The 23,575-nt window shown below is 62.6% G+C and carries 22 protein-coding genes and 2 tRNA genes; 14 read left to right on the forward strand and 10 right to left on the reverse strand.

The annotated features are described in order from the left end of the window. Positions 1–396 precede the first annotated feature (396 nt). The gene (locus BN1123_RS00120) at positions 397–3,828 is read right to left on the reverse strand and encodes a hybrid sensor histidine kinase/response regulator (RefSeq protein ID WP_042024784.1); all 3,432 of its coding nucleotides are present in this window, start codon (positions 3,826–3,828) and stop codon (positions 397–399) included. Between the two features lie 249 nt (positions 3,829–4,077). Here BN1123_RS00120 and BN1123_RS00125 point away from each other — a divergent pair. Both BN1123_RS00125 and BN1123_RS00130 read left to right on the forward strand, forming a co-directional pair. Then, positions 4,078–4,153, forward strand: a tRNA-Gly gene (locus BN1123_RS00125). A gap of 57 nt (positions 4,154–4,210) precedes the next feature. After that, positions 4,211–4,284 (forward strand) — tRNA-Cys (locus BN1123_RS00130). Positions 4,285–4,336: 52 nt separating this feature from the next. Here the strand turns inward: BN1123_RS00130 and BN1123_RS00135 are convergent. Continuing rightward, positions 4,337–4,630, reverse strand: coding sequence for a hypothetical protein (locus BN1123_RS00135; RefSeq protein ID WP_042024785.1), 294 nt, complete (start codon positions 4,628–4,630; stop codon positions 4,337–4,339). A 213-nt stretch (positions 4,631–4,843) separates the two neighbouring features. On the opposite strand from BN1123_RS00135, the gene BN1123_RS00140 reads away from it, so the two are divergent. The 10 genes from BN1123_RS00140 to BN1123_RS00185 all read left to right on the forward strand — a co-directional run bounded on the left by BN1123_RS00140 (position 4,844) and on the right by BN1123_RS00185 (position 11,911). Further along, positions 4,844–5,044 carry a YbfA family protein gene (locus BN1123_RS00140; protein WP_042024786.1) on the forward strand — a complete coding sequence of 67 codons (201 nt, stop codon included), beginning with the start codon at positions 4,844–4,846 and terminating at the stop codon, positions 5,042–5,044. Between the two features lie 222 nt (positions 5,045–5,266). Continuing rightward, entirely contained in the window at positions 5,267–5,599 is a 333-nt protein-coding gene (locus BN1123_RS00145) for a DUF6506 family protein (RefSeq protein ID WP_042024787.1), read from the forward strand. Between the two features lie 18 nt (positions 5,600–5,617). Next, a complete protein-coding gene (locus tag BN1123_RS00150) occupies positions 5,618–6,430 on the forward strand; it encodes a helix-turn-helix domain-containing protein (RefSeq protein WP_224212400.1) in 813 nt (270 codons plus the stop codon). Between the two features lie 366 nt (positions 6,431–6,796). Further along, entirely contained in the window at positions 6,797–7,060 is a 264-nt protein-coding gene (locus tag BN1123_RS00155; RefSeq protein WP_026457179.1) for a BufA1 family periplasmic bufferin-type metallophore, read from the forward strand. Between the two features lie 64 nt (positions 7,061–7,124). Further along, on the forward strand, positions 7,125–7,973 hold the full coding sequence (gene bufB / locus BN1123_RS00160) for an MNIO family bufferin maturase (RefSeq protein WP_042024789.1): 849 nt from the start codon (positions 7,125–7,127) through the stop codon (positions 7,971–7,973). Further along, positions 7,966–8,718 (forward strand): HvfC/BufC N-terminal domain-containing protein, encoded by a 753-nt coding sequence (locus tag BN1123_RS00165; RefSeq protein ID WP_042024790.1) that lies wholly within the window; start codon positions 7,966–7,968, stop codon positions 8,716–8,718. The genes bufB and BN1123_RS00165 overlap by 8 nt, the downstream gene beginning before the upstream one ends. Next, complete coding sequence (locus BN1123_RS00170; protein ID WP_042024791.1) at positions 8,715–9,158, forward strand: DoxX family protein; 444 nt, start codon at positions 8,715–8,717, stop codon at positions 9,156–9,158. The genes BN1123_RS00165 and BN1123_RS00170 overlap by 4 nt, the downstream gene beginning before the upstream one ends. 106 nt (positions 9,159–9,264) lie before the next feature. After that, entirely contained in the window at positions 9,265–9,732 is a 468-nt protein-coding gene (locus tag BN1123_RS00175) for a GNAT family N-acetyltransferase (RefSeq protein ID WP_042024792.1), read from the forward strand. Between the two features lie 177 nt (positions 9,733–9,909). Then, a complete protein-coding gene (locus tag BN1123_RS21940; RefSeq protein WP_042024793.1) occupies positions 9,910–11,205 on the forward strand; it encodes a methyl-accepting chemotaxis protein in 1,296 nt (431 codons plus the stop codon). Positions 11,206–11,356: 151 nt separating this feature from the next. Then, entirely contained in the window at positions 11,357–11,911 is a 555-nt protein-coding gene (locus tag BN1123_RS00185) for a DUF3332 domain-containing protein (RefSeq protein WP_042024794.1), read from the forward strand. A gap of 77 nt (positions 11,912–11,988) precedes the next feature. On the opposite strand, the gene BN1123_RS00190 is transcribed toward BN1123_RS00185, so the two are convergent. The 6 genes from BN1123_RS00190 to BN1123_RS00215 all read right to left on the reverse strand — a co-directional run bounded on the left by BN1123_RS00190 (position 11,989) and on the right by BN1123_RS00215 (position 17,796). Then, positions 11,989–13,047, reverse strand: coding sequence for an FUSC family protein (locus BN1123_RS00190; protein ID WP_042024795.1), 1,059 nt, complete (start codon positions 13,045–13,047; stop codon positions 11,989–11,991). A gap of 64 nt (positions 13,048–13,111) precedes the next feature. After that, the gene (locus tag BN1123_RS00195) at positions 13,112–14,857 is read right to left on the reverse strand and encodes a bifunctional molybdopterin-guanine dinucleotide biosynthesis adaptor protein MobB/molybdopterin molybdotransferase MoeA (RefSeq protein WP_042024796.1); all 1,746 of its coding nucleotides are present in this window, start codon (positions 14,855–14,857) and stop codon (positions 13,112–13,114) included. Beyond that, positions 14,854–15,498 carry a molybdenum cofactor guanylyltransferase MobA gene (gene mobA / locus BN1123_RS00200; protein ID WP_042024797.1) on the reverse strand — a complete coding sequence of 215 codons (645 nt, stop codon included), beginning with the start codon at positions 15,496–15,498 and terminating at the stop codon, positions 14,854–14,856. The genes BN1123_RS00195 and mobA overlap by 4 nt, the downstream gene beginning before the upstream one ends. Then, complete coding sequence (locus BN1123_RS00205; RefSeq protein ID WP_042024798.1) at positions 15,470–16,165, reverse strand: energy-coupling factor ABC transporter ATP-binding protein; 696 nt, start codon at positions 16,163–16,165, stop codon at positions 15,470–15,472. The genes mobA and BN1123_RS00205 overlap by 29 nt, the downstream gene beginning before the upstream one ends. Positions 16,166–16,208: 43 nt before the next feature. Next, positions 16,209–16,910, reverse strand: a complete 702-nt coding sequence (locus BN1123_RS00210; protein WP_042024799.1) for an ABC transporter permease — start codon at positions 16,908–16,910, stop codon at positions 16,209–16,211. Positions 16,911–16,965: 55 nt separating this feature from the next. Next, positions 16,966–17,796, reverse strand: coding sequence for an ABC transporter substrate-binding protein (locus tag BN1123_RS00215; RefSeq protein ID WP_042024800.1), 831 nt, complete (start codon positions 17,794–17,796; stop codon positions 16,966–16,968). Positions 17,797–18,047: 251 nt separating this feature from the next. On the opposite strand from BN1123_RS00215, the gene BN1123_RS00220 reads away from it, so the two are divergent. Both BN1123_RS00220 and BN1123_RS00225 read left to right on the forward strand, forming a co-directional pair. Next, entirely contained in the window at positions 18,048–19,406 is a 1,359-nt protein-coding gene (locus BN1123_RS00220; protein WP_042024801.1) for a sigma-54-dependent transcriptional regulator, read from the forward strand. Between the two features lie 25 nt (positions 19,407–19,431). Beyond that, a complete protein-coding gene (locus tag BN1123_RS00225; RefSeq protein ID WP_042024892.1) occupies positions 19,432–21,585 on the forward strand; it encodes a sensor histidine kinase in 2,154 nt (717 codons plus the stop codon). Positions 21,586–21,674: 89 nt separating this feature from the next. Here BN1123_RS00225 and BN1123_RS00230 read toward each other — a convergent pair whose 3' ends face one another. Both BN1123_RS00230 and BN1123_RS00235 read right to left on the reverse strand, forming a co-directional pair. Next, positions 21,675–22,541 carry a helix-turn-helix transcriptional regulator gene (locus BN1123_RS00230; RefSeq protein ID WP_026458090.1) on the reverse strand — a complete coding sequence of 289 codons (867 nt, stop codon included), beginning with the start codon at positions 22,539–22,541 and terminating at the stop codon, positions 21,675–21,677. A 76-nt stretch (positions 22,542–22,617) separates the two neighbouring features. Then, positions 22,618–23,475: a formate dehydrogenase accessory sulfurtransferase FdhD gene (locus BN1123_RS00235; protein WP_042024803.1), complete on the reverse strand. Its 858-nt coding sequence runs from the start codon at positions 23,473–23,475 to the stop codon at positions 22,618–22,620. Positions 23,476–23,575: the final 100 nt, after the last annotated feature.

A 23,575-nucleotide genomic window follows, 5' to 3' on the forward strand; every position in this document is an offset into this window, starting at 1 on the left:
TTAGGCATTCCTGAGGGATTCGCCTTGTTTTGTGTGAGCACCGGCTTCGCATGCTGAGGAAGTCGGCCCTCCATGTTGGTCGGGCTGTGCACCCTTGTCGTTCTGTTTTCCAACGCTCTTAGCAAAACAGAGTTAACAGGAAAACAACAACTATTGATTTCGTCGTTTTCGTAAAAATTGACGGGGTTACGTCAATTTCGTCAAAACTCATTTTTATCTGATTAATATCATACGGTTACGTTATTTGGTTTCGCGTAAAAAGTGCCCGTTGCCAGGCTGGTTATGACAATTTTGTGAATTGGATCCGCTCGCTGTGGCGGTGTGGGCGGAACCTTTAATTTGTGCAAAAAAGAAACGGGATGGGCCGGTGTGAGCCGGCTCACATCCCGTCTTCCATCACGGCTTGCGATTGGCCAGCTGGCGCAGGGTCTGGGCGCTGTGTTGCAGCTGCTGGCGCTGCTGTTCGTTCAGCGGGCAGTGTCCCAGCACGAACTCTGTGGTGGCTACCACCGTCTTCCAGCGCGGGGATTTGGGCAGGGTATCCAGGCTCAGATACTTGTCGAGGGTTCGGGTCTGCGGGCTGGATCTGTCCATGTAGACTCGCCACAGCTTGCTCTTCTCCGCCAGCACTATCTTGCCCTTGCCGGTGCCCTGCTGCCAGGCGTCCAGCGTCAGCTGCATGGTCTCGACCAGGGCGCGGCGCAGGGGTTCGTCATCCTGCTGACGAATGAGATTGTCAGCCAGGGAGCGGAACTCGCCGCCGAGCCGGCTCAGCTCGCCGAGCAGTTGATCGTCCTCGATGATGGCCTGGCGTGAGAGGTTCTTGAGGGCGTTTTCCAGCGCCATCACCCGGTTGTCATCCTGGCGCTGGCCTGTGCTGAGGGTGAGGGCGATGGCTGCCTGTCCCCCCAGACTGATGGGCAGGGCGCGGGCGTTGAGCCTGTCCTCGACCCCCGCCACCAGAAAGGTCAGATCCCGCTCACCGGTCGGTTCCGGCCACTGCTGCTTGAGCGGGCTTGCCAGCCACTCGTCGAGGGCGTGTCCCTCCATGGCCTCGGGCTCCTGGCCCAGCAAGCCGGCCAGCACCCGGGAGGCAAACAGCACTATGCCCTGCTGGTCGATGAAGATCATGGGATCGGCTCCTTCCCCGAGCAGGGTCAGCAGCCGCTGCTGATCCTGATGGAGCCGCTCCTGCAGGGTGAGGCGGTGCTCTATTTCCTGCTTGAGCAAGCGGTTCTCCACCAGGGAGGCGCGCCCCGCCTTGGCCTCCAGCAGTGCCTTGACCCGGGCGAACAGCTCCTCCTTGCAGAAGGGTTTGACCAGATAGTCGTTGGCCCCGGCACCAAACCCCTCTTCAATATCCTTGGGCTGGTTGAGGGCGGTGAGCAGCAGCACCGGCAGCTTGTCCTTGGGGTGCTGCTCGCGCAGCCGGCGGCAGACATCGAAGCCGGAGAGGGTGGGCATCATCACATCGAGCAGCACCAGATCGACCGGCTCCCGGGCCAGCTTGGCCAACGCGTCGTGGCCATCGCCGCTCGGCAGGATGCGATAGCCGCAGGGTTGCAGCAGGTGGCGCAGGATGTGCAGGTTGATGGGCTCGTCGTCCACCACCAGGATGAGGGGGGCATCCTGCGGAGGCGGGGGCAGATCCTCGCTATCCCACTCAGGCAGGATCAGGGGCTGCTGGCGCACCAGCTGGTGTTCAATCTGGCGATTGCCCAGCAGCTGGCCGGCGGTCTGGCCGATGGCCAGCGGCAGGGTAAAGGAGAAGGTGGAGCCGACGCTTGGCTCGCTCTCTACCAACAGCTCTCCGCCCATCAAATGCACCAGCTGGCGGGTGATGGAGAGGCCAAGGCCGGCCCCCTGCTTGCCCGCCTCCGGGCTCATCTGCACCAGCGGCTCGAAGATGTGTTCCAGATGTTCCGGTGCGATGCCGATGCCGGTATCGGTCACCTTGATGCGCAGCATCTGCTCCTCGACGACGGCGCTCAGCACCACCTTGCCCTGAGGCGTATATTTGATGGCGTTACCCACCAGGTTGTAGAGCACCTGTTCGAGGCGCTGTTCGTCGGCCAGCACAGGTGGCAGCTCGGCGGGGCTGATGTCCACCAGGGTGAGGGGCTTGGCCTGCACCAGGTGCTGGCAGAGATCCAGCACCAGCCGGATGACCCCTTTCGAGGAGACGGGCTGGGGGTGGATCTCCAGCTGGCCGTAGCGCATCTGGTGATAGTCGAGCAGATCGTCCACCAGTCGGGCCAGACCGTCGGCACTCTTGATGATGAGGCCAAGCTGTTTCTGCTGGCCTTCGGTCAAATCCTGCTGGCTGGCGAGCATGGATTCCGCCATCCCCTTGATGCCATGAATGGGGGTGCGCAGTTCATGGGAGGTGTTGGCCAGCAGTTCATCCTTGAGCTTGTCGGCCTGCTGCAGGCTGAGGTTCTGCCTGTGGGTCAGCTTGACCTGCTGTTGCAACTCCTGGGTTTGCCGCTCGATGAGCTCGATCTTCTCCTTGACCGAACGCTGCATATGGCGAAACGACTGGGCCAGACGGTCGATGTCATCGTCGGTGCGGGCGATGGTAATGGGGTGATCCAGGGCGCCATCGGCCACCTGCTCCGCCGCCGCAGTGAGAGAGCGCAGCGGCGCCGTGATGGAGTGGGAGAGCCAGCGGGAGAAAAGGATGAGCAGCAGCAGGGAGCCCGCTCCCAACAGGACCACCAGTGCTTCGAGCTGGCGGATGGGGGCATAGGCTTCCCGGGTCGAAATCTCGGCGATAAAGGCCCACTCGGTATCGAATACCTTCACCTGGGTGTAGGCGGCCAGCACCTCGTCTTCATGGTAGGAGAGAAACTGGCCAACTCCCTGCTCGCCGGAGAGGGCCTTGGTGACGAGGGGGGTCTGCAGTGGCCGGAAGTGGGGGCTGAAGCTGTTCTCGACGCTGAACTCGGGTGCCAGCCAGGCATCGGCGCGCATCCGCTTGTCGGGGCCGATGAGGATGGTTTCACCGGTCTCCCCCAGCCCTTCCCGCTCCGCCATGATCTGGTTGAGCTTGTCCGGCAGCAGCTCGAAGATCACCACGCCGCGCACATAGTCGTACTGCATCACGGGGGCAGCCAGGTAGGCGACCACCTGGCCGGTCAGCTCGTTGCGACCAAAATCGGTGAACTCGAAGATCTGCTGCGGCTTCTGGCCGCCGTCGAGGCGACGCTTGATCTTGGCGAAGGTCTGGCCGAGGCCGCTGCCTTGATAGGGACCGGAGAGCAGATTGGTGGCGAAGTTGACCTGTTTGGTGACCGAATAGACCACATCACCATTGAGGTCCACCAGAAAGATGTCGCTGTAGTCGGACTTGCGCACCATGTCGGCATAGCCGCGGTGAAAGCGCTGGTGGACCCGGCCATACATCTCGTCGGCCAGGATCAGGGCACTGATGGAGGGCTCGGTATTGACCTTGGGGTCCGGTTTTTGCAGTTGATCCCAGGATCCGGGCACATAACGGGACTGGGCCCGGGTACGCGCCTCCTGGGAGCTGGTACCCAGCTTTTCGAAGGCGCCGGTAAAGCCGTAGAAGCGGCCGATACTGTTGCCCGCGAAGTCCTGCTGGGAGAAGTTGATGATCTGCTGTTTGAGGTTGCCGAAGTAATCTTCCAGCTGGCTCTTCTTGATGTTGCGAACGGAAACCAGATGGTTGGAGGTTTGGGTGGTGAGATCCTTGCCGTGGCTATAGAGGAAAAACAGGGTGACAACCAGGAAGGGCACCATGCCCAACATGAAAAAAGCCAGCATTAACCGCGGTCTGAGTCCACGCAGCGTGAAGATCCATTTCATCTTGTGATTTTCAATTGAGAATCCGGTTACTAAGCTGTGCCAGTCTCGAATGAAAGCATAATCATTTCAATGGCTTTATCCCAAATTCGCTTGTCTGGTCACAGCCTGACGGGGAAAATTTCAGCAACCCGTTTAAACCCTGAGCAAACAGTCGCGGGCGGGGTTAAAAGTGCGAAAAAAGGGTTGTGCTGACGCTCGGGGTACGTATAATGCGCCTCGTTGTCAGGCAACTGGCAAGAAAGCAGTGACGCGGGAATAGCTCAGTTGGTAGAGCACGACCTTGCCAAGGTCGGGGTCGCGAGTTCGAGTCTCGTTTCCCGCTCCAATCTTCCATCGCACCAACGATGGATATCACTCTCAAGACAATCAGTCTTGTCAGCATGGCGCGTTAGCAAAGCGGTTATGCAGCGGATTGCAAATCCGTTTAGTCCGGTTCGACTCCGGAACGTGCCTCCATCTTCTTCCTGTCTTATCTTTATCGCACCATGCCGCGATAATCGATCCAAGCTCAATACCCTTGTTGCATCAGCAGCTGTTCGCAGCCCATCTGCTTCCACTCGCGCTGCAGGTAGTGAGTCACCTCCGTCATATCCTGTCCCCGATATTGAAACTGTATGTCTGCCCTGTGCGCATCTATATCCGCCATTCGCTGTTTCAGGGTGCCGCATTGCCATACGCTGACGGCGGGAGCGCCCTTGTAGGCGAGCTCGATGGCGTCATCCCGGTTCAGTTGCCACTCCTGCCACTCTGACCAGAGCAAGATGCCCATGATCCCAATCATCACCACTTCTGCGGGTTTCATCGTACCAACTCCATTTTGACGACCAGCATATTAACTCTGGTCAAGGGTGGCTGTTTTGTCAGCTTTTGTTGCTTTTAGGTTAAGCAATGTAACTTAATTCCAATTTGTCATTTATGGTGCATTAATTGAGAAAAAATGAACAAATTGATGTAGTAATCCTACAAATTGTGGAGTAATCTTTACCCAGTGGTCTTACCAGTGAGGCGTCATATCATGTTTCATCCTTATTCCCTGACTCAGATTATTCTTCGTCGCACCTTTGTGCTGCTGGTTGGCATCCTGGCGTTTCCCGTGATGTTGTTTCGTCGCGATCGTGCGCGCTTTTACAGCTATCTGCACCGGATCTGGAGCAAAACCAGCACCAAGCCGGTATGGCTCAAGATGAGTGAGCGGGGCAACCGGATCTTCTACTAAGGCCCCACCTTGATGACAAAAGAGACAGCTTCGGCTGTCTCTTTTGCATTTATGGCCTCTGGAAGCGCAAATAGCCTCCAAAAGGGCGAAATGAGGTCTGTATGGCGCCCTTGAAGCGTTTGGATCTATGTCTGGTAGAGGCGTGCGAGTGGCGCAGCGGTACAATCCGGCCTGCGGGATCCTGGGTAGAGTGGCGACTCATTCATCCGAGGAGCTTTTTATATGTCCGATATTTTCAAGGCCGCATTCATCTTCGTCGCCCCGGGGGCAGATCCTGCCGAGCACACCTCCTGGGTCAAGACGGATAAGGTCCATGTGAAGACGATCGCCGTGCCCGATTACCAGGGAGGCAGTGAACTGCTCGACGAGCTATATCGGGAGGGGATCCGGGCGGTGGAGCTGTGCGCCGGGTTCGGCCACCTGGGGGTTGCTGGTATGGTCGAGGCGGCTGCAGGGCGCATGGAGATCGGCGTGGTGCGCTTCGATCGCCATCCCTGTCTCAATCATGTCAGCGGTGATACCCTCTTCCTGTCCGCGTCTGAACCGAGCCAGTGAGAAACATCGCCTTCCATCATGCAGTGCCGTAAATTTCAGCCCGCTCCCGATCTGGCCCCCTGGTTGGCGCAAGGTTGGGAGTGGCGCCTTGACCAACACCAGCCGATGCCGGAGATCTTCCCCGGCACCGGAGCCGAGATCCTGTTCAATCTGGGGGATCCCCTTACCATCACGAGCCTCTCGCCATCAGGTTTGCCCCGCACAGTTGCCGTGGCCACGGGGGTGGCCGTGTTGCTCTGCCCGCGGCATGTACGCCTGCGCTTTGCCGCCCATGGTCAAATTCATCTGCTGGGGCTGCGGCTGCGCTCTTCGGCCTGCTTCGACCTGTTTGGCGTGCCTATGGAGCATCTTTGCGATCAGGTGCTGTCGCTCGATGAGCTGGGGATTGTTGCCCCTGAGGTTGAGCCCTTGGTAGAGCAGGGGCATGGGGCATTGGGCCACTGGCTACGCCAGCGAGTCGCAAGGCGCTTGGAGCGGGATCTTGCGCTGGTGCGAGCCATAGAGCGGCTCTATTACGGCACGCCGGCTACCGAGTTGCAGCAGCAACTGGGGATGAGCCCGCGCACCTTTCAGCGGCGCTTGCGCAACCATGTCGGGGTGGATGCCCGCTATTTTCTGCGTACCGCCCGCTTTCAAAGAGCGCTGCGCCAGCTGCTATCGGGCGCTCCGTCGCTCGATACCCTGCTGGAGCAGGGGTATTGCGATCAGCCCCATTTCATCAAGAGCTGTCACTTCTTTACCGGTCGCTCGCCCGGGCAACTGCTCACCCCGGAGCACAAGTGCCTCAACCACTACAACCCGCAAGTAAACCGGCTGGCCGGTTATCTTTGAAAGCGCTGATCGTTCGGCGCTTTCCCGTATGTTTCATCTTGTCCGTTCGTTTTACCTTGTGACCTCTATTCGCACTGTGCTTGCCAGGATGTGCTGGCAGACTCGTTTTGGGATGGCCGGGGAGGCAACTCTATTTACCTTCCCGATGGTAATGCCAGCACCTCGGGTGCCGCCTTTTTGTTAACGGCCCGGAACGATAAATAATCTGAATATCCCTTTAAAAACAGCGTGTTGCTTATTGTGTTTTTTGTAGATGTCTCTGTTTTGCATTTTTTTTGAAATCTTTTGCCCGCCACGCCGGTTCTATTGCAGGTAACCGGTCACGACAGGCTGGAGACATCACACTCAACAACAAGGAATAGCAACATGAACGTTAAAAAAAGCACTGCCATTGCCTCTGCCATGACTGGCTTGCTGGTACTCGGAACCCAGTTCATCGCGGCCCCGGCGATGGCGGCCGAGGCGAAGGAGAAATGCTACGGCGTGGTCAAGGCCAGCAAGAATGATTGCGCCACCAAGACCAGCTCTTGCGCCGGTACGGCCAAGGAAGACGCCATGGGTGATGCCTTCGTGGTGATGCCAAAAGGGCTGTGCGAGAAGCTGGTCGGCGGTTCGCTGCAACCCAAGTAAGCGCCATGCGGCAGGGGGCTTCGGCCCCCTGCGTTCTCTCTGGCAGGTGAAAGCGAGTGTTGCCATGAATCCTTTGATTGGAATCGGATTGAGAACCCCCCATTACGACGGGATCCGGCAGACACTGCCGGCAGTCGGCTGGCTGGAGGTTCACAGTGAAAATTACTTCGAGCGCCACAGCCACGGCTTTCAGGTACTAAGCGAGCTGGCCGGGCACTATCCCGTCAGTCTGCACGGGGTCGGCATGTCCCTGGGCTCGGCCGATCCGCTCGACCGACGCCACCTTCAGCAGCTTGCGGAGCTGGTTGCGGCCATCAAGCCGGTCAGGGTGTCCGAGCATCTGAGTTGGGGCAGCATAGACGGGCGTTATTTCAATGATTTGCTGCCAGTGCCCTATACCCGGGAGGCGCTGGCCAGGATGAGCGACAAGATCCAGCAGGTGCAGCAGACCCTGGGTTGCCAACTGCTCATCGAGAACCCTTCTTCCTACCTGCAACTGGCGGGCGAGATGAGCGAATGGACGTTTCTGGCCGAGCTGCAGCGGCGCAGCGGCTGCGGCATCCTGCTCGATCTCAACAATCTCTACGTCAGTGCCTTCAACCACGGCTTTTCCTGTGACGACTACCTGGCGGCCATCGACCTCGACACAGTGGGCGAGATCCACCTGGCCGGGTTTACCGAGAAAAAGCTGCCCGAGGGCTCTCTTTACATAGATACCCACAGCGCCCCCGTGGTTGCCCCGGTCTGGGAACTTTACCGCGATATTTGCCGCCAGCGGGCCATTCCGACCCTGATCGAATGGGATCTGGCGATCCCGCCGCTGCCGCAATTGTTGGCAGAGGCCCAACGGGCCAGCGACATACTGGCGCAGGCGCAAACCGTGACGGCCGCCCGGGAGGTGTGTCATGGCTGAGCTGGCGCAGGTGCAACAGCTGTTTGCCGAGGGCCTGCTGGGGGAGGCGAAGGGGATTGCGCCCCATATCTCGTCGCGGCTCTTTTCGGCCGAGTCGGTACTGCAGGTTTATCGCAACCACTTCATCCTGAGCCTTGGCGAGGTGCTCGCCAGCAGCTATCCCGCGGTCAAGGCCATGGTGGGGGAGGAGTTCTTTGTCGCCGCGGCCCGCGGTTTCGTGCTGGCCGAGCCGCTGGAGGAGGGAAGCGTGATGCACTATGGCGCCGGTTTTGCCGACTGGCTGGCCGCCCTGCCGACCACGGCGGCCCTGCCCTGGCTCGGGGAACTGGCCCGTTTCGAGTGGTTGCTGGAGCGGGGGAGTCTGCTCCCGCTCGACTCCTGCAGCTGGCCCGCTGACCGTATCGCCATCCTGAGTGAGCACGACTGGGAGAGGCTGGTGTGCCTGCCTGCCAGCGATCTGTTGCTGATGGCGAGCGATTATCCGGTGCTGGATCTCTGGCAGATGGCCATTCATGAGGGGGCGGAGGTGACGGCGCTCGATGCGCCGGCCTGGCTGGCGCTCAAGAAGCAGCCTGACTGCCGGGTGATGCCGCTGTCGCTGGCCGCCGGTGAGTGGTCCCTGTTGCAGGGGGGCCTCACGGGTCGGCGGTTGATTGAGCTGTTTGAAGAGGATCCCGGGGCGAGCGAACATCTGGCTCGCCTGATCACCCTTGGCCTGCTGGTCGACGTGGAGGTGTTGCCATGATGGCAAACAAATGGATGCCGATCGCGCTGGGCGATCGGGAGTTACCCGGCTGGCTGACCGGTGTCGTGTTGTTGCTGGCCAGATGCTGGGTGGCCTTGGTGTTTTTCAACGCAGGCTGGCTCAAGCTGACGAGCTGGGACTCCACCCTCTATCTGTTCGAATTCGAGTATCAGGTGCCCCTGCTGCCCTGGCTGTGGGCGGCCTGGCTGGGCACGGCGGCGGAGCTGGTGCTGCCGCTGTTTCTGCTGGCCGGCCTGCTGACTCGTCCGGTTGCCCTGCTGCTGTCTGGCTTCAACATCATGGCGGTGATCTCCTATCCGGCATTGTGGGCCGGGGGCTTTCACGATCACCAGTTGTGGGGCTGGATGTTGCTGACGCTGGTGATCTGGGGGGGCGGCAGCCTGAGCCTGGATAGCTGGCTGAGCAGACGCAGGGGGTGACCTTTCTCACACTTCTGCCATGACAAAGGGCGCCATCAGGCGCTCTTTGTCATGATGGCGCGGGCGCAAGAGGCACCAGGCAAGATCGGGTGGCAAGGAGAAAGAGATGAACATTCGTCAGGCAAGAGCGGCGGACATTCCCGCTTTGGTGAGGCTGCGCATGGCGCTGTTTTGCGAGGTGGGGGAGCTCATCTCACCCGACACGGATCCTTCTCTCTTTCACGCCACCCTGGATTATTTCACCCGTGCCAGTGAGGAGGGGAGCGCCCTCTCCTGGGTAGCGGAGTTCGATCATCAGATAGTGGCCGCCGGTACCCTGGCGTTGTTCGTGCGCCCGCCCTATCCCGGCAATCTGGCGGGCAGGGAGGCTTATCTGCTCAACATGTATACCCTGCCGGCGTGGCGAGCACGGGGGATCGCCACCGCTCTGCTCGACGCCATGACGGCCCATGCCCGGGCAATGGGGCTTGGCAAGGTGTGGCTGCATGCCAGCGATGCCGGGCGTCCTCTCTACGAGCGGATCGGTTTTGTTGCCAATCCGGCCTATATGGAGTGGCAATCGCCCGCAATATGAGGTATCAAGCTCCCCCTTGTTTCCCGTGGCGCTGACGGTTGGCACGACCTTGCAGGCAAGGTACCGGGGTGAGGGGGCAACTATGCTCATGGAACAAATTGCCACCCTCTTCTCTATCCATTGCGATATCCACTGAGTGGTTTGGCCGGGTGGGGCCAGTCTGGAGGATAATTTTCGATGTTCAATAGCAAACTGAAAGCCGAGCTGCAGCAGTGCCGGGAGCAGCTGCTGGAGCAGCAGGGATTTTTCGAGGCGGTGCATGGCAGCGTGGCCACCATCACCTTCACGCCGGACGGCACTGTGCTGGCGGCCAACGATCTCTTCCTCGACGTGATGGGTTTTGCCGAGTCAGAAGTGGTCGGTCAGCATCACAAGATGTTTTGCGATAGTCACTATGCCCAGAGTACCGAATACCAGCAGTTCTGGGCCGATCTCAAGCAGGGGCGCACCCGCTCCGGGGTATTTATGCGCCTCAACCGGCGGGGCGAGCCGGTGTGGCTGGAGGCGACCTATTTTCCGGTCAAACTGCGGGGTGTCGTGACCCGGGTGATCAAGATAGCCAGCGACGTGACCGAGCAGCAACTGAAGTTGCAGAGCCAACAGGCGGTGGCGTCGGCCCTCGAGCGCTCCCTGGCTGTCATCGAGTTCTCCCCGCAAGGGGAGGTGCTGACTGCCAACAGCAACTTCCTGCACACCATGGGCTATACCCTGGCGCAGCTCAAGGGCAAGCATCACAGCCTCTTCTGTGACGATGCGTTCTTGCGCGAGCAGCCCCACTTCTGGGATGAGCTGGGCCGTGGCCAGTTCAAGTCCGGCCTCTTCTGCCGCCTGAACAGCCAGGGTGACAAGGTGTGGCTGGAGGCAACCTACAACCCGATCCTGGACGAGCGGCGCAAGGTGGTGAAAGTGATCAAGTTTGCCAGCGATATCACGGAGCGGATCAACAAGAGCCACGCCGTGCGCGAGGCCACCATGCTGGCCCATGATGCGGCGCACGAGACCCTGAGCTGTGCCGAGCGGGGAGCGAGCCTGCTCTCTGGGGTGGTCGATACCTCGAACCTGATCGCCAGCCAGCTTGCTCACAGCATAGAGCTCATCAATCGGCTCAACGAGCAGTCGCGCAGCATAGAGGCCATCGTCGCCACCATCAGCAGCATTGCCGATCAGACCAATCTGCTGGCCCTCAACGCGGCCATCGAGGCGGCCCGGGCCGGGGATCAGGGGCGAGGCTTTGCCGTGGTGGCCGACGAGGTTCGCCAGTTGGCGGCGCGCACCTCTCTCTCGACCGACGAGATTGCCAAGGTAGTGCAGAACAATCGAGATCTGACCAGCCGGGTCACCGCCGAGATGAGCGGGGTGGCCGACAGCGCCGAGCTTGGCAAGCAGCAGGTCGGCGAGGTCAACCAGGTGATGAGCGAGATCCGCCGGGAGGCGAACAACGTCTCCCGCACCGTCTCGGATCTCGCTATCTGATCCCGTCTCCGGATTGAGGGCTGACCAAAAAAACATCGGTCAGCCCCTCAATCTGAACGCCTCCTGTATCGCCTCCTGATTGAGAATTGTCCTCCTGCCATGGCTTGATTAGGCTTGCGTCCTCATTAATCCGGAGCAGGAGAAGAACAAGATGGCGTTACAACGCAAAGGGCGGGCAATGGCCCTGTTGGCAGTGGTTGCAACCATGGGGCTGAGTGGCTGCATGGGGCAGATGGGTCTATCCAGCATGGTGACCAAGGGCAACCTGAGTGTGGTGGATAACCGCTACGGCCGCGCCGGCGTCTTCATCCTGCTCTCCCCTGTCTATGGTCTGGCGGCCACCGCCGATCTGTTCGTGTTCAACACCATCGAATTCTGGACTGGCAAGAACCCCATCACCGGCAAGTCGCCGGCCCTGGTGGATCAGAAGCTGGATGCGGTGATCAAGGTGAACCAGCATCTGGACTCCTCCCTCAAGACGGTGCCGCTGGCCATGTTGCCGCAAGGGGTGAGCGAAGTGGAGATAAGCTACCTGGACGAGACCACCGCCCAGATGGAGGTGCACTATCTGGATGGTCGCAGCAGCATGATGCGCGGTGAAAAGCGCGGCGAGCAGCTGGATATCTACCTCGATGGCCGTCTGGTGTCGACCCTGAGCCAGGCCGAGCTGGAGAAGATGAGCGCTGCCCAGAAAGCCGCCGCCTGATCCCGGCACGAGCCGACAAGCGGGCACCTGGCCCGACAAGAAAACGCCCCGCTGTTGCGGGGCGTTTTGCATGGTGACTAGCGGGTCTGCTTGCGGTGGGGCGGGGTGAGGATCAGCCCCAGCAGGCGGCGCAGATGGGTGAGCTGTTCGGTCAGCTGGACATTGAGCCAGAGGTAGCCATTGATGGCTGCTTCGTCGTTGGCGGGCAGGGCTATCTCGCGAGCCACCTGGTGCAGCCGGGCGATGGCGGCCTCGGCGCCGCGGCCATCGCCGCTTTTCACCATCAGGGAGAGCTGGTGGAGCACCTCCTCGGTGGCCTGGTGACAGGCCTGCAGCTGGGCCGTGCTCTGCATCAGAAAGTGGCTCTGGCGATCGTTCCAGTAGGTGTTGGCCAGCATCTCCAGGGTGCAGAGCAGGTTGCGCATGCTGGTCTGCACCGCCTCGAACAGCGAGGCACCGAGGCGGGTCTCCTTGGCCGCCGGAGCCAGCAGGGGGCGCAGCCCGACCATGGTGGCCAGCAGCTTGGAGTGACTCTGCTTGAGCCTGGGTCGCTCCAGCACGTTGGGGGAGAGGTGGGTGTGATAGAGGCGACCGGATTGCTGCAGGATCTGGTGCATCTGCAGTCGCCAGTGGCTGTAGGCGCGCTGGGGATAGATGCTGCAAAACAGCAGCGCCAGCAGGGAGCCGAGCACCACGTCGCCGCTGCGCCACAGGGCGGTCTGGATCTCCCCCGGCTGGGCTCCGATGGTGACTGCCAGGGTGATGCCGATGAGCAGCCCCACATAGGGGCGCTTGCCCAGCGCCAGATAGCCGCACAGGAACATGATGGCGCCGCACCAGGCCAGGGTCAGCGGCAGGGAGTAGATCTCCAGATAGAGTGCCACCACACCGCAGCTGGCGCCGAAGATAGTGCCGATGACCCGTTGCAGGGCGCGGGCCAGCACATTACCCCAAAAGGAGATGGGTCCCATCACCACCACCAGGGTGATGAGGGGCCAGGTGCTTTCGGGCAGTTCCAGCTCGCGGGTCAGCAGGAAGGTAAGCATGAAGGCGAGCGCGATGCGCAGGCCGTGGACGATGCGATAGTGGCCATAGACCAGGATGTCGAGGCGGGAGAGGGGAGTATCAAGACGCACTGTCAGTCTCGTATCAGGTTGATGGCGGGGCCCGGCTCCTCCCTGCTGCGGGCCCCGCGCTTTCTCAGGCCAGTCGGCCCTGGAGCGGGTGGATCCAGACCCGCTCCCCGATGGCGATCCCGGGTTGGGAAGGCACGATTTCGATGAGGCAGTTGGCATCGCTCATGGAGCTCAGGATGCCTGAGCCCTGGGGGCCTGTGGTGCGCACCCGAAGCTCTCCATTGCCATCCTGATGGAAGACGCCGCGCAGAAACTCGGTGCGCCCCGGGCGGCTTTTCATCCGCTCGCTCGCCAGGGCCGACAGGCGCAGCGGTTGCCAGCTGCGCCCCTGCAGGCGGGCGATGGCGGGCTCGACAAACAGCAGGAAGCAGATCATGGCGGCCACCGGGTTGCCTGGCAGGCCGAAGAAGGGGGTATCCCCCAGCTTGCCAAAGGCCAGCGGGCGGCCGGGGCGCATCTGGATGCGCCAAAAATCAATGTGGCCCAGCTCTGCCAGCACCCCCTTGATGTAGTCGGCGTTGCCCACCGAGACGCCCCCCGAGCTCAGCACCAGATCGGCGCTGGCGGCCGCCTCGGCGAGGCGCTGGCGCAGCACGGCCTGATCATCGGGGATGATGCCAAGATCCATCACCTCACAGCCGGCGCCGCGGATCTGTGCCATCAGGGTGAAGCGGTTGCTGTCAAAGATGTGGCCGGGAGCGAGCGTTTCGCCCGGGGCCTGCACCTCGTCCCCGGTGCTGAACAGGGCGACCTTGAGGGGCGTGCGCACCGGCAGGGCGGCCTGACCCAAAGAGGCAGCGAGCCCGAGCTGGGGGGCGCCGAGGCGAGTACCGGCCGGGATGGCAACGGCCCCTTTGGCCAGATCCTCTCCGGCCTGGCGCACGTTCTGCCCCGCCTTGATGGGGGCCTGAATGGTGACCCAGCCATCGGCCATCACCGTCTCTTCGCGCATCACCACTGTATCGACCCCGGGAGGCACGGGGGCGCCCGTCATGATCTGCACCGCCTGACCCGCCAGCACCGGCTCGTGGCGCTGCTGGCCTGCCAGCACTTCCCCCACCAGTTGCCAGCGGCCGGCGGCGAGATCGTCACTGCGCAGCCCCACCCCGTCCATCGCCGAGTTGGCGTGGGGCGGCACATTGATGGGGCTCACCAGATCGGCGGCCAGCACGGCACCGTGGCACTGCGTCAGCGGCGTGAGGGTGCTGCCACTGCTCGGCGTCAGGGCCGCCAGTATGGTGTCGCGGGCGGCCTCGACCGACAGGAAGCCGTTGCCGGCACCCTGCTCCCGGGTCTGGCAGCCTGCCAGGTAGTCACAGACGAAGTCGGCGATGGCATCGAGATCATTGATGTCGAGCCTGGGCAGGGTGGTGTCTGCCGGTTGATCGCTTGCCACGGCGATGATGTCCCTGTCGTCGGGGAACAGCAGAGGCTTGCCGATCGCCGCCCGATGCAGCTCTATCTTGGGGAAGTGCTCGTGTTTGAACCCTTCCACCAGCAGCAGATCGAGGCTGGTCTGATCGAAACTGGCCAGTAGCTCGCGAAAATCGGCCTCTGCCAGCTCGGTCTCAATAATGCGTGCATGGCGGCGGCGGGAGGCGACCATCATCTGGCTGGCCCCTGCCTTGCGCAGGCGATGGCTGTCCTTGCCCGGCTGATCGATATCGAAGTCGTGGTGGGCGTGCTTGAGCACCCCGAGGCGCAGGCCCCGTGCCACCAGCAGGGGGATCAGCTGTTCCAGCAAGGTGGTCTTGCCGGTCCCGCTCCAGGCGGCGAAGCCAAGCAGGGGGAGGGTTGGGGCTGGGGTCATTGGGCGGCTCCTTGTTGGGATTCGGTGGCCGGGGTCAGCAGGCGCGTCTCGTAGGCGGCCAGTTCGGCCGGGCTGTTGAGGTTGATGAAGGCATCCAGCTGATCGGCAAAGCTCACCACCGCCATCTGGTGGCGAGCGAACCAGATATCTATCTTGCGCTCCCCCTCGGCCAGGGCCTGGCTGAGGGAGGGGAGCAGGGATTTGTGCAGCAGCGCCACCACGGGTTGCAGCCAGTCGCCGTCATGGGCCACCACCAGTTCGGTGGTCGGGGTGAGTGCGGCGCGAAAGCGGCTCATCAGATCAAGGGGCAGGGCCGGGCCATCGCAGGGGACGAACAGCACCCAGTCGTGGCGGGCGGCGGCCAGGCCCACCTGCATGCCCGCCAGCGGGCCCAGATAGTCGTCGTTGTCATCGCTGATGACGGGGGCCAGCGCCTGGTAGCGGGGCTGGTTGCGGTTGGCGTTGATCAGGATCTCGTCGACCTGGGGGCGCAGCCGGCACAACACGTGGTCGATGAGGGGACGGCCCGCCAGCTGGACCCATCCCTTGTCTTCGCCCCCCATGCGGGTGGCGCGGCCACCGGCCAGGATCACGGCCGAAACGGGGAAGGGGTCAGAGTGGGGTTCGCTTCTTGAAGTCATGTCGCTCGATGATTTTTAAAGGGGTGGTCTCTTGCAGTTGACCGCGAGCGAGGGTCCACTCTCGCTCGCACAGATCGGTCAGGGCGTTGCTCTGGTGGCTGATAACCACCAGGCCGCAGCCATGTTCCCGCAGATCTTGCGCCAATGCGGCCATCAGGGCAACCGAATGTGTGTCCAGGTTGGCGGTGGGTTCATCCATCAGCAAAAAGGCGGGTTGCAGCGCCCAGGCCCGCGCCATGGCCAGACGCTGGCGCTCGCCGCCGGAGAGAATGCTGATGTGCTCCCGGGCCAGCCCCTCCAGCTCGACCCGGCGCAATGCCTCGAACACCCGGATCTCGCTCTCCGCCTGTTTGCCAAGCGCCCAGGCGATGTTGTCGTGCACGCTGCGATCGAACATGTAGGGGGTCTGGTGCAGATAGGTGACCCGACCGGGGCCCACGTCCCGCTTGAGCAGCTGGTTGAGCCGGCGTTGCCAGCGGCCGGGCAGATTGGTGTGGCCCCGGGTGGGGCGCAGCAGGCCGGCCAGGATCTTGAGCAAGGTGGTCTTGCCCACGCCGTTGGCGCCGTGCAGCCAGATGGTGTCCCCGCGGGCGATGGCGAGCCGCTCGATCTCGAACAGCTGGCGTTCGCCAAAGCACATGGAAAGGTGATGGGCGGTCAGGGCCATGGGCGGGCTCCGTCAGCGGTCAGCAACAAGGGGAACCTCTTTCTCAATTCTTCAGATAGCTGTGGCCGCGGCAGGCGGTCAGCAGCAGGTTGAGCAACAGCGCCAGACTGAGCAGCACTATGCCGAGCGCCACCCCCTGGGTAAAGGCGCCCTTCTGGGTCTCCAGCGCGATGGCGGTGGGGATGTTGCGGGTAAAGTGGAGAATATTGCCCCCCACCATCATGGAGCAGCCCACCTCGGTGACGATGCGGCTGAAGGCGCCGATCACCGCCGCCAGCAGGCCAAAGCGGCACTCGTGCATCAGGCCGAGCAGCGCCTTGGGCCAGGAAACCCCCAGGGTGAGGGCTGTTTCCCAGGCGCGGCGATCGCTCTGGATAAAGGCGGCGTGGGCCATGGTGGCGATGACGGGGAAGGCGATCAGCATCTGGCCCACCACCATCGCCTGCTGGGTGAACAGCATCTTCCAGTCGCCGAAGGGGCCGGCCCGCGACAGCAGCATGTAGAGCAGGAGGCCAATCACCACGGTCGGTACCGATTGCAGGGTATTGATGCAGGAGAGCCAGAGCCAGCGGCCGGGCAGCGGCAGGTAGGCCAGGGCAAAGCCCAGCAGCAAGGCCGGCAGCAGCACCAGCAGCAGGGCGAGCCCGGAGACGGAAAACGAGACCCCCACCACCTGCCACAGTTCGCTATCACCGCTGAACAGCAGGGCGAGGGCCGCCAGAGTCGTGTCGAGGAGCGTCGGCATCAGCGCGCTCCCCGACAGGGGGGCAGAGCCCCCCTCATATCACACAGGGAGGTCATCACTTCCCGTTGGCATCGGCCACGAACAGGGCCTGACCGGCCACCTTGAAGTCACCGATCAGCTTCTGGCCGTGGTCGGAGACCAGCCAGTTTTGCAGGGCGCGGGCGCCGTCGGTGTTGAGGTCGGGATAACGGGCCGGGTTGACCAGGATCACCTGATAGGGGTTGAACAGACGCTTGTCCCCTTCCAGCAGCACGGCGAGATCCAGCTTGCTCTGGTAGGCGAGCCAGGTACCGCGGTCGGTCAGGGTGTAGGCGCCAAGCTCGGAGGCCATGGTGAGGGTCGGGCCCATGCCCTGGCCGATGGATTTGTAACCGGCAAACTCGGGTTTGACGTCAGCGGCCTGCCACAGGGTCTTCTCCTTGATGTGGGTGCCGGACTCGTCACCGCGGGAGATGAAGGTCTGGCCCTTCTCCTTGATGGCCTGCAGTCCCTTGGCGGCATCCTTGATCTGACCCAGACCCGCCGGATCCTTGATCGGACCCACGATAACGAAGTCGTTATACATCAGAGGGGTTGGATTGATGCCAAAGCCGGCATCGACGAAGGCCTTCTCGGCGGAAGGAGCGTGGGTCATCACCAGATCGGCGTCGCCGTTTTCCCCCATCTTCAGGCTCTGGCCGGTACCGGCGGCCATCACCTGCACCGGGTAGCCGGTCTCGGCGGTGAATTTTGGCAGCAACCAGCCCAGCAGGCCGGACTGCTCGGTGCTGGTGGTGGTAGCGAGGCGAACCGGCGGTTTCGGACTCTCGGCCTGGGCGGCCGTAGTCAGCAGCAGGGCGGCGCACAGGGAGAGCGCGGCACGTTTCAAATTGGCATTCAGGGTCATGGTGATGCAACTCGTTCGGGTGAATGGGAGGCCTCTGACTAGCAAACAGGGTGCCAAACATGTTCCACGCCCCCCTTTTTTCATCTTTTGCTGAGTGAAAACAGCAGTTTATTGTATCTTTTCAGATTATCTGACGGGCGTTATTTACTAATTGGTATTGGTGCTTCGCTCCGGGTAGGACAAAATGTCTCACTCGCGTTCCGACTATCGGGACATTCTCCGACCTTGAGTGCATTTGAGGAATTTTTTTCATGACAGCCCCGCTCAACCGCTGGTCCGCCCTCTCCCTGCTCATCGTGGACGATGAACCCGGCATGCGCAGCTTTCTGGCCAAGGCACTGGCCAAGCGCTTCGCCCAAATCGAGACGGCCGCCAGCGTGGAAGAGGCCGAAGCCCTGCGCAGCCGCCTCCATTTCGATCTCATCATCGCCGATATCCGATTGCCGGGCCGCTCCGGCATTGAGTGGCACGAGGCGGTCGATCCCGGTACCCGCCGCAGCGACATCATCTTCATGACCGGCTTTGGCGACATGGAGACCGCCCTCAAGGCGCTGCGTCTCGGTGCCAGCGATTTCATCCTCAAGCCGTTCAATCTGGAACAGATGATCCAGGCGGTGGACCGGGTGATCGAGCGCCGCCAGATGGAGCGGGAGAACCTGTTGCTGCGCCGGGAGGTGAGCAAGCTCTTTCCCCCCACCCTGATCGGTGACAGCGCCAAGACCTGCGAGCTCAAGACGCTCATTGCCAGGGTGGCTCCCTCCAACGCCGCCGTGTTGGTGGAGGGGGAGTCCGGCACCGGCAAGGAGCTGGTGGCCCGGGCCCTGCATCAGCTCTCCGGCCGCATGGGGGCTTTCGTACCCCTCAACTGCGCCGCCATCGCCCCCGAACTGCTCGAAAGCGAGCTGTTTGGCCATGTGCAGGGGGCCTTCACCGGCGCCCGCAAGGGGCGCGACGGTCTGTTTAGGGTTGCCCATCAGGGCACCCTCTTTCTCGATGAAATCGGCGAGATGCCGCTCGCCATGCAGGCCTCCCTGCTGCGGGCGCTGGAGCAGAAGGCCATTCGTCCGGTCGGCGCCGAGCGGGAGCTGGCGGTGGATGTGCGCATCGTGGCCGCCACCAACCGCAACCTGAAGACAGAGGTGGATGCCGGGCGGTTTCGCGAGGATCTCTTCTACCGCCTCAACGTGGTCGCCCTGCAGGTGGCGCCCCTGCGCGAGCGGATCGACGACATCCCGGCCCTGGTACACCACTTCACTCGCCAGCTCACCGCCGAGATGGGGATGGGGTCGCTGAACTGGACCCACGAGGATGTGGTGGCGATGCAGGCCTACCCCTGGCCCGGCAACGTGCGCGAGCTGCGCAACCTTATCGAGCGCTGCCTGTTGCTGGGCAAGCCCCCCGCCGAGTATTGGCGCAGCAGCCAGCCTGACAATGCTGCCGGCAAGGGGGAAGAGGGGTATCCGCTGGAGTGGCCGCTGGCTGAGGTGGAAAAAGCCCACATCCTGCAGGTGGTGGCAAGCTTTGATGGCAACAAGTCGGCCGCTTCCCGGGTACTGGGGGTAGCGCGCAAGACCCTGGAGCGCAAGTTCAAGGAGTGGGCCATCGAATGATCCCCAAGAGCCGCTGGTGGCTGCCATGAGGTGGACCCAACTCCCGCGCTGGCTGCGCACCAAGGTGCGCTGGCGCCTGCTGCTGCTCACCTCCGTGCCCATTATGCTCACCCTGGTGGGCCTGATGGGGCTCACCCTCTACTGGACCCTCACCTACAGCTGGCAGAACCTGCTCACCAATGTGCGCGGCGATCTCGGGGTGGCCCATCACGCGGTGCGCGTGCAGCAACAGCGCCAGGCCGAGCACCTGGAGCACCTGCGCGATGCCTGGACTTTCCAGACCAAGCTGCGCCAGAACCCGGCAGAGCTGCAATCCTGGGTGATGCCGCTGGCGGCCAACTACGACCTCGATTTTCTGCACCTGCGCACGGGTGCCGAGCTGGATCAGCTGGCCCCGAAACAGCGGGCCACCCTGAGCACGGGACGCAGCATCAGCCACTTCGTGGTCTGGTCGCGGGAGCAGTTGCTGGCCCACTCGCCGGCCCTGGCCAGCCGCGCCGTGCTGGACAGGGAGTACAGCGCCGCCAACGGCCAGGAGACCCGGGGGCTGGTCAGCCTGACCCTGACGCCCGTGATGGCGCGGGACGGCTCACTCTGGGCCGTGCTGGAGGGGGGCGAGCTTATCAACGGCAGTACCCGGCTGGTGGACGAGCTCAAGAGCCAGGTGTTTGCCAAAAATACCTTGCCGGAGGGGAGCATAGGCACGGTCACCCTGTTTCTCGGCGATCTGCGGGTCAGCACCAATGTGCCCGCCAGCAGCAGTCGCCAGATAGGGCGGGCGCTCGGCACCCGGGTCTCGGCCCCGGTGCGCGAACAGGTGCTGGAGCGGGGGGAGGTGTGGATCGATCGCGCCTTCGTGCACGACGCCTGGTATGTCTCTGGCTATGAGCCGCTGCTGGGGGCCAATGGCGAGCGGATCGGCATGCTCTATGTCGGCTTTCTCGAGTGGCCCTTTATCCGCACCTACCTCACCAACCTGCTGGAGCTCGGCTCCGGCGTGGTGTTGCTGTTGTTTATCTCGGGCCTGTTGGTCTATCGCGGCGCACGGGATCTCTTCACCCCCATCGAGCGGATGCACCGGGTGGTGCGCCAGGTGCAATATGGCAAGTCGGCCCGGGTGGGGCCTCTGGCGCTCGATCCCGATCACGAGCTGGCCCAGCTGGGGCGCCAGTTTGACGCCATGCTGGACCGCCAGGAGGCTCATCAGCAGCAGATGGCCCGCAGTGCCGACGAGCTGGAGCAGAAGGTGGCCGAGCGCACCCGAAGCCTCGAGCAGAAGACTGCTGAGCTCGAGGAGCACATCCATATGTTGACCCAGGCGCGCCAGCAGCTGCTTATCAGCGAGAAGCTGGCGGCCCTCGGCGAGCTGTGCGCCGGGGTGGCCCACGAGATCAACAACCCGCTCGCGGTGATCCTCGGCAACGTGGAGCTGATGAAGCTGGAGCTGGGGGAGGCGGCCGAGCCCGTCAGCGAGGAGCTGGCCCTGGTGCTGACCCAGATCGAGCGCATTCGCGCCATCACCCGCAGCCTGTTGCAATACTCCCGCCCCGGCGATTACGAGACGGCGCCGGTGTGGCAGCACCTCAATCCCATCATCGAGGAGAGCCTGACCCTGGTGCGCTCCGCCCTGCGTCAGCAACAGGTGGAGCTGGTGGCCGATCTGCAGGCCCAGCAACCCATAGAGGCGGATCGCCAGCAGTTGCTGCAGGTGCTGATAAACCTCCTGGTCAACGCCAGTCACGCCCTGGGCGAGCGGGGCCAGATCCGGGTCGAGAGCCGCGACTGGCACAGTGAAACGGGCCAGTTGCTGGGGGCCGAGGTGCGAGTCATCGACAACGGCAGCGGCATCGAGGCCGCCATCATGGACAAGATCTTCGACCCCTTCTTCACCACCCGCGCCACCGGCACAGGTCTCGGGCTTGCCTTGAGCCACCGCATCATCAGTCGCTGGGGCGGGGAGCTGTTGGTGGACTCCACCCCGGGAGAGGGGAGCTGCTTTACTATCCGCTTGCACAGCCATGCCCTGCTGCCCGCCGGCCGCGAGCCAGACCAGCTGGAGGGGTGGCGCATCGCGCTGGGAGCGGAAGGGCGTGAGCCCGATATCGCCGGGGACGAGCCGGCCGCAGGGCAGGCAGGTTCACCAGAAGGCGGGCCAAGGGAAGGGCCAAAGGAAGGGTAAGCGTCTTTCACTCCATCAAACAGACGGGCCTGCCAATCTGGCAGGCCCGTTTTCATGGTGGTGGCAAGGGATGACGAAAGCGGATGGCCCTACTGCGGGCTCCACACCAGCTTGCCGGTCTGGGTCAGATCGTAGCCGCCAAGGCGGGAGGCCAGCTCGCGTCCCTCGGGGGATTGCAGCCAGCCGATCAGCTGCTGCAACAGGTTGCGAAAGAAGACCCCCTGCGGCATCACCAGATCGAAACACTCCTGGGAGAGCGGCATAAACTCCAGGCCAAACTCGGTCGCCGTGCTCTGGGCCCCCGGCCCCACGTCGGCATCGCCGCGGCTGATGGCGGCGGCTAGCTCCCGTTCGCTGTTGACCTGCACCGTGCTCTCGATCCGGGTCAGGGACTCCCCCTGGGTTTGCAGCCACTCAAACAGGGCCCGCTGGCTGCCGGCCCCCTCCTGGCGCAGTGCCCAGCGCCACTCCAGGGTTTCTCGGGCCTCCCTCGGTCTGGCCCCGCGTCGCAGTACCAGCCCCTGGGCGCGGCGAAATCCATGAACGATCACCCATTGGCGATGGCCCTGATACTGCTGCACCAGCGCCGGGTGGCGCAGGTGGGCTTCTTCGGCCTGACCCCAGTGGATGGCGCACAGATCCACATGGCCGCGGGCCAGCATCGCCAGTCCCTGGCGAGTGCCGCAGGGGGTGTACCCCACCAGCGCTTGGGTGCCAAGCTGCTGGGCCAACCGGCTGCTGGCGTAGTGGAGCAGCACGTCGTCCGAGCCTGCCAGCAGCAGCCGGTCGTTCATCACCCCCTCGTGGCAACTGCCGAGCAGCCAGCGATCCAGCAGGGATCGCGGAAACAGCCACTTGCCGGTGGCCTTGGTGGCGGGGATGCGCGCCTCGTTGGCCAGCTGATAGACCTTCTTCTCGTTGAGATCGAGGTATTCGGCCACCTGCTTGACGTTCATAAACTCATTCATGGTTCAGTCCATCAGCCTGTTGCATGGCGGGTAGAAAACGGATCTTGCTCATGATCGGCCGGGCTCAATCCCGCTGGCCACGGCCGGACGGCCCCTGGGGCAGCACTGGCGGTTTGTCATCCAGCACCAGATGCTGCTGGCCGGTAAAGACCTGGAAGTGGCGCCCCTTGGCGCGGGCAATCATGGTGATGCCGAGCTGGCGGGCGAGATCCAGCCCCATCTGGGTGACGCCGGAGCGTGACAGCAGCACCGGAATGCCCATCTGCGCCACCTTGATCACCATCTCGGAGGTGAGGCGCCCCGTGGTGTAGAAGATCTTGTCGGCGCCGCTATCGCCCGCCATCCAGAGCTCCCCGGCCAGGGTATCCACCGCATTGTGGCGGCCCACGTCCTCGACAAAGGAGAGGATCTCGGCTCCGCGGCAGAGGGCGCAGCCGTGCACGGCGCCAGCCATCTTGTAGGTTTCGTTATGGGCGGAGAGCGCCTTGAGCAGGGCATAAAGGGTGCTCTGTTTAAGCTCGGGGGCGGGCAGCACCACTCCTTCGAGCTTCTTCATCACGCTGCCATACATGGTGCCCTGGCCGCAGCCCGAGGTGACCGTCTTCTTCTCGAGAGACTTGTCCAGATCCTCGGCCTGCTGGCTGCTGACCACGGCGGCGGCCTCGCTATCCCAGTCGACGATCACCGATTCGATGGCCGAAATATCCTCGATAAAGCCCTGGTTCTTGAGATAGCCCAGCACCAGCGCCTCGGGGCGGGCCCCCAGCGTCATCAGGGTCACTATCTCCTTCCAGTTGAGGTAGACGGTGAGTGGGCGCTCACAGGCGATCTGCTGGGTCTGCAACTCCCCCTGCTCATTCATCACCTCGACGGCCATGGTGAGCTGGGCGGCGGCATTGCTTTTGATAAAGGTCGGTGTCATGGGGGCCCTCGTGACCGGTTGACAGGATCAAGATGGGGGGATACAGCAAGATTTGTTCCAGATTGTTTAACGATATTTGCAGAAAAGAATGAAAACTATT

Source organism: Aeromonas enteropelogenes (genome assembly GCF_000819845.1).
GTDB lineage: Bacteria > Pseudomonadota > Gammaproteobacteria > Enterobacterales > Aeromonadaceae > Aeromonas > Aeromonas enteropelogenes.

What these genes read in the sequence shown, in the direction of transcription:
- BN1123_RS00195 (WP_042024796.1), bottom strand. Translation starts at nt 14,857, where the DNA reads ATGACCCCAGCCCCAACCCTCCCCCTGCTTGGCTTCGCCGCCTGGAGC.
- BN1123_RS00155 (WP_026457179.1), top strand. Translation starts at nt 6,797, where the DNA reads ATGAACGTTAAAAAAAGCACTGCCATTGCCTCTGCCATGACTGGCTTG.
- BN1123_RS00230 (WP_026458090.1), bottom strand. Translation starts at nt 22,541, where the DNA reads ATGAACGTCAAGCAGGTGGCCGAATACCTCGATCTCAACGAGAAGAAG.
- BN1123_RS00220 (WP_042024801.1), top strand. Translation starts at nt 18,048, where the DNA reads ATGACAGCCCCGCTCAACCGCTGGTCCGCCCTCTCCCTGCTCATCGTG.
- BN1123_RS00120 (WP_042024784.1), bottom strand. Translation starts at nt 3,828, where the DNA reads ATGAAATGGATCTTCACGCTGCGTGGACTCAGACCGCGGTTAATGCTG.
- BN1123_RS00210 (WP_042024799.1), bottom strand. Translation starts at nt 16,910, where the DNA reads ATGCCGACGCTCCTCGACACGACTCTGGCGGCCCTCGCCCTGCTGTTC.
- BN1123_RS00215 (WP_042024800.1), bottom strand. Translation starts at nt 17,796, where the DNA reads ATGACCCTGAATGCCAATTTGAAACGTGCCGCGCTCTCCCTGTGCGCC.
- BN1123_RS21940 (WP_042024793.1), top strand. Translation starts at nt 9,910, where the DNA reads ATGTTCAATAGCAAACTGAAAGCCGAGCTGCAGCAGTGCCGGGAGCAG.
- BN1123_RS00150 (WP_224212400.1), top strand. Translation starts at nt 5,618, where the DNA reads ATGCAGTGCCGTAAATTTCAGCCCGCTCCCGATCTGGCCCCCTGGTTG.
- BN1123_RS00145 (WP_042024787.1), top strand. Translation starts at nt 5,267, where the DNA reads ATGTCCGATATTTTCAAGGCCGCATTCATCTTCGTCGCCCCGGGGGCA.
- BN1123_RS00135 (WP_042024785.1), bottom strand. Translation starts at nt 4,630, where the DNA reads ATGAAACCCGCAGAAGTGGTGATGATTGGGATCATGGGCATCTTGCTC.
- bufB (WP_042024789.1), top strand. Translation starts at nt 7,125, where the DNA reads ATGAATCCTTTGATTGGAATCGGATTGAGAACCCCCCATTACGACGGG.
- BN1123_RS00205 (WP_042024798.1), bottom strand. Translation starts at nt 16,165, where the DNA reads ATGGCCCTGACCGCCCATCACCTTTCCATGTGCTTTGGCGAACGCCAG.
- BN1123_RS00140 (WP_042024786.1), top strand. Translation starts at nt 4,844, where the DNA reads ATGTTTCATCCTTATTCCCTGACTCAGATTATTCTTCGTCGCACCTTT.
- BN1123_RS00170 (WP_042024791.1), top strand. Translation starts at nt 8,715, where the DNA reads ATGATGGCAAACAAATGGATGCCGATCGCGCTGGGCGATCGGGAGTTA.
- BN1123_RS00235 (WP_042024803.1), bottom strand. Translation starts at nt 23,475, where the DNA reads ATGACACCGACCTTTATCAAAAGCAATGCCGCCGCCCAGCTCACCATG.
- mobA (WP_042024797.1), bottom strand. Translation starts at nt 15,498, where the DNA reads ATGACTTCAAGAAGCGAACCCCACTCTGACCCCTTCCCCGTTTCGGCC.
- BN1123_RS00225 (WP_042024892.1), top strand. Translation starts at nt 19,432, where the DNA reads ATGAGGTGGACCCAACTCCCGCGCTGGCTGCGCACCAAGGTGCGCTGG.
- BN1123_RS00175 (WP_042024792.1), top strand. Translation starts at nt 9,265, where the DNA reads ATGAACATTCGTCAGGCAAGAGCGGCGGACATTCCCGCTTTGGTGAGG.
- BN1123_RS00185 (WP_042024794.1), top strand. Translation starts at nt 11,357, where the DNA reads ATGGCGTTACAACGCAAAGGGCGGGCAATGGCCCTGTTGGCAGTGGTT.
- BN1123_RS00165 (WP_042024790.1), top strand. Translation starts at nt 7,966, where the DNA reads ATGGCTGAGCTGGCGCAGGTGCAACAGCTGTTTGCCGAGGGCCTGCTG.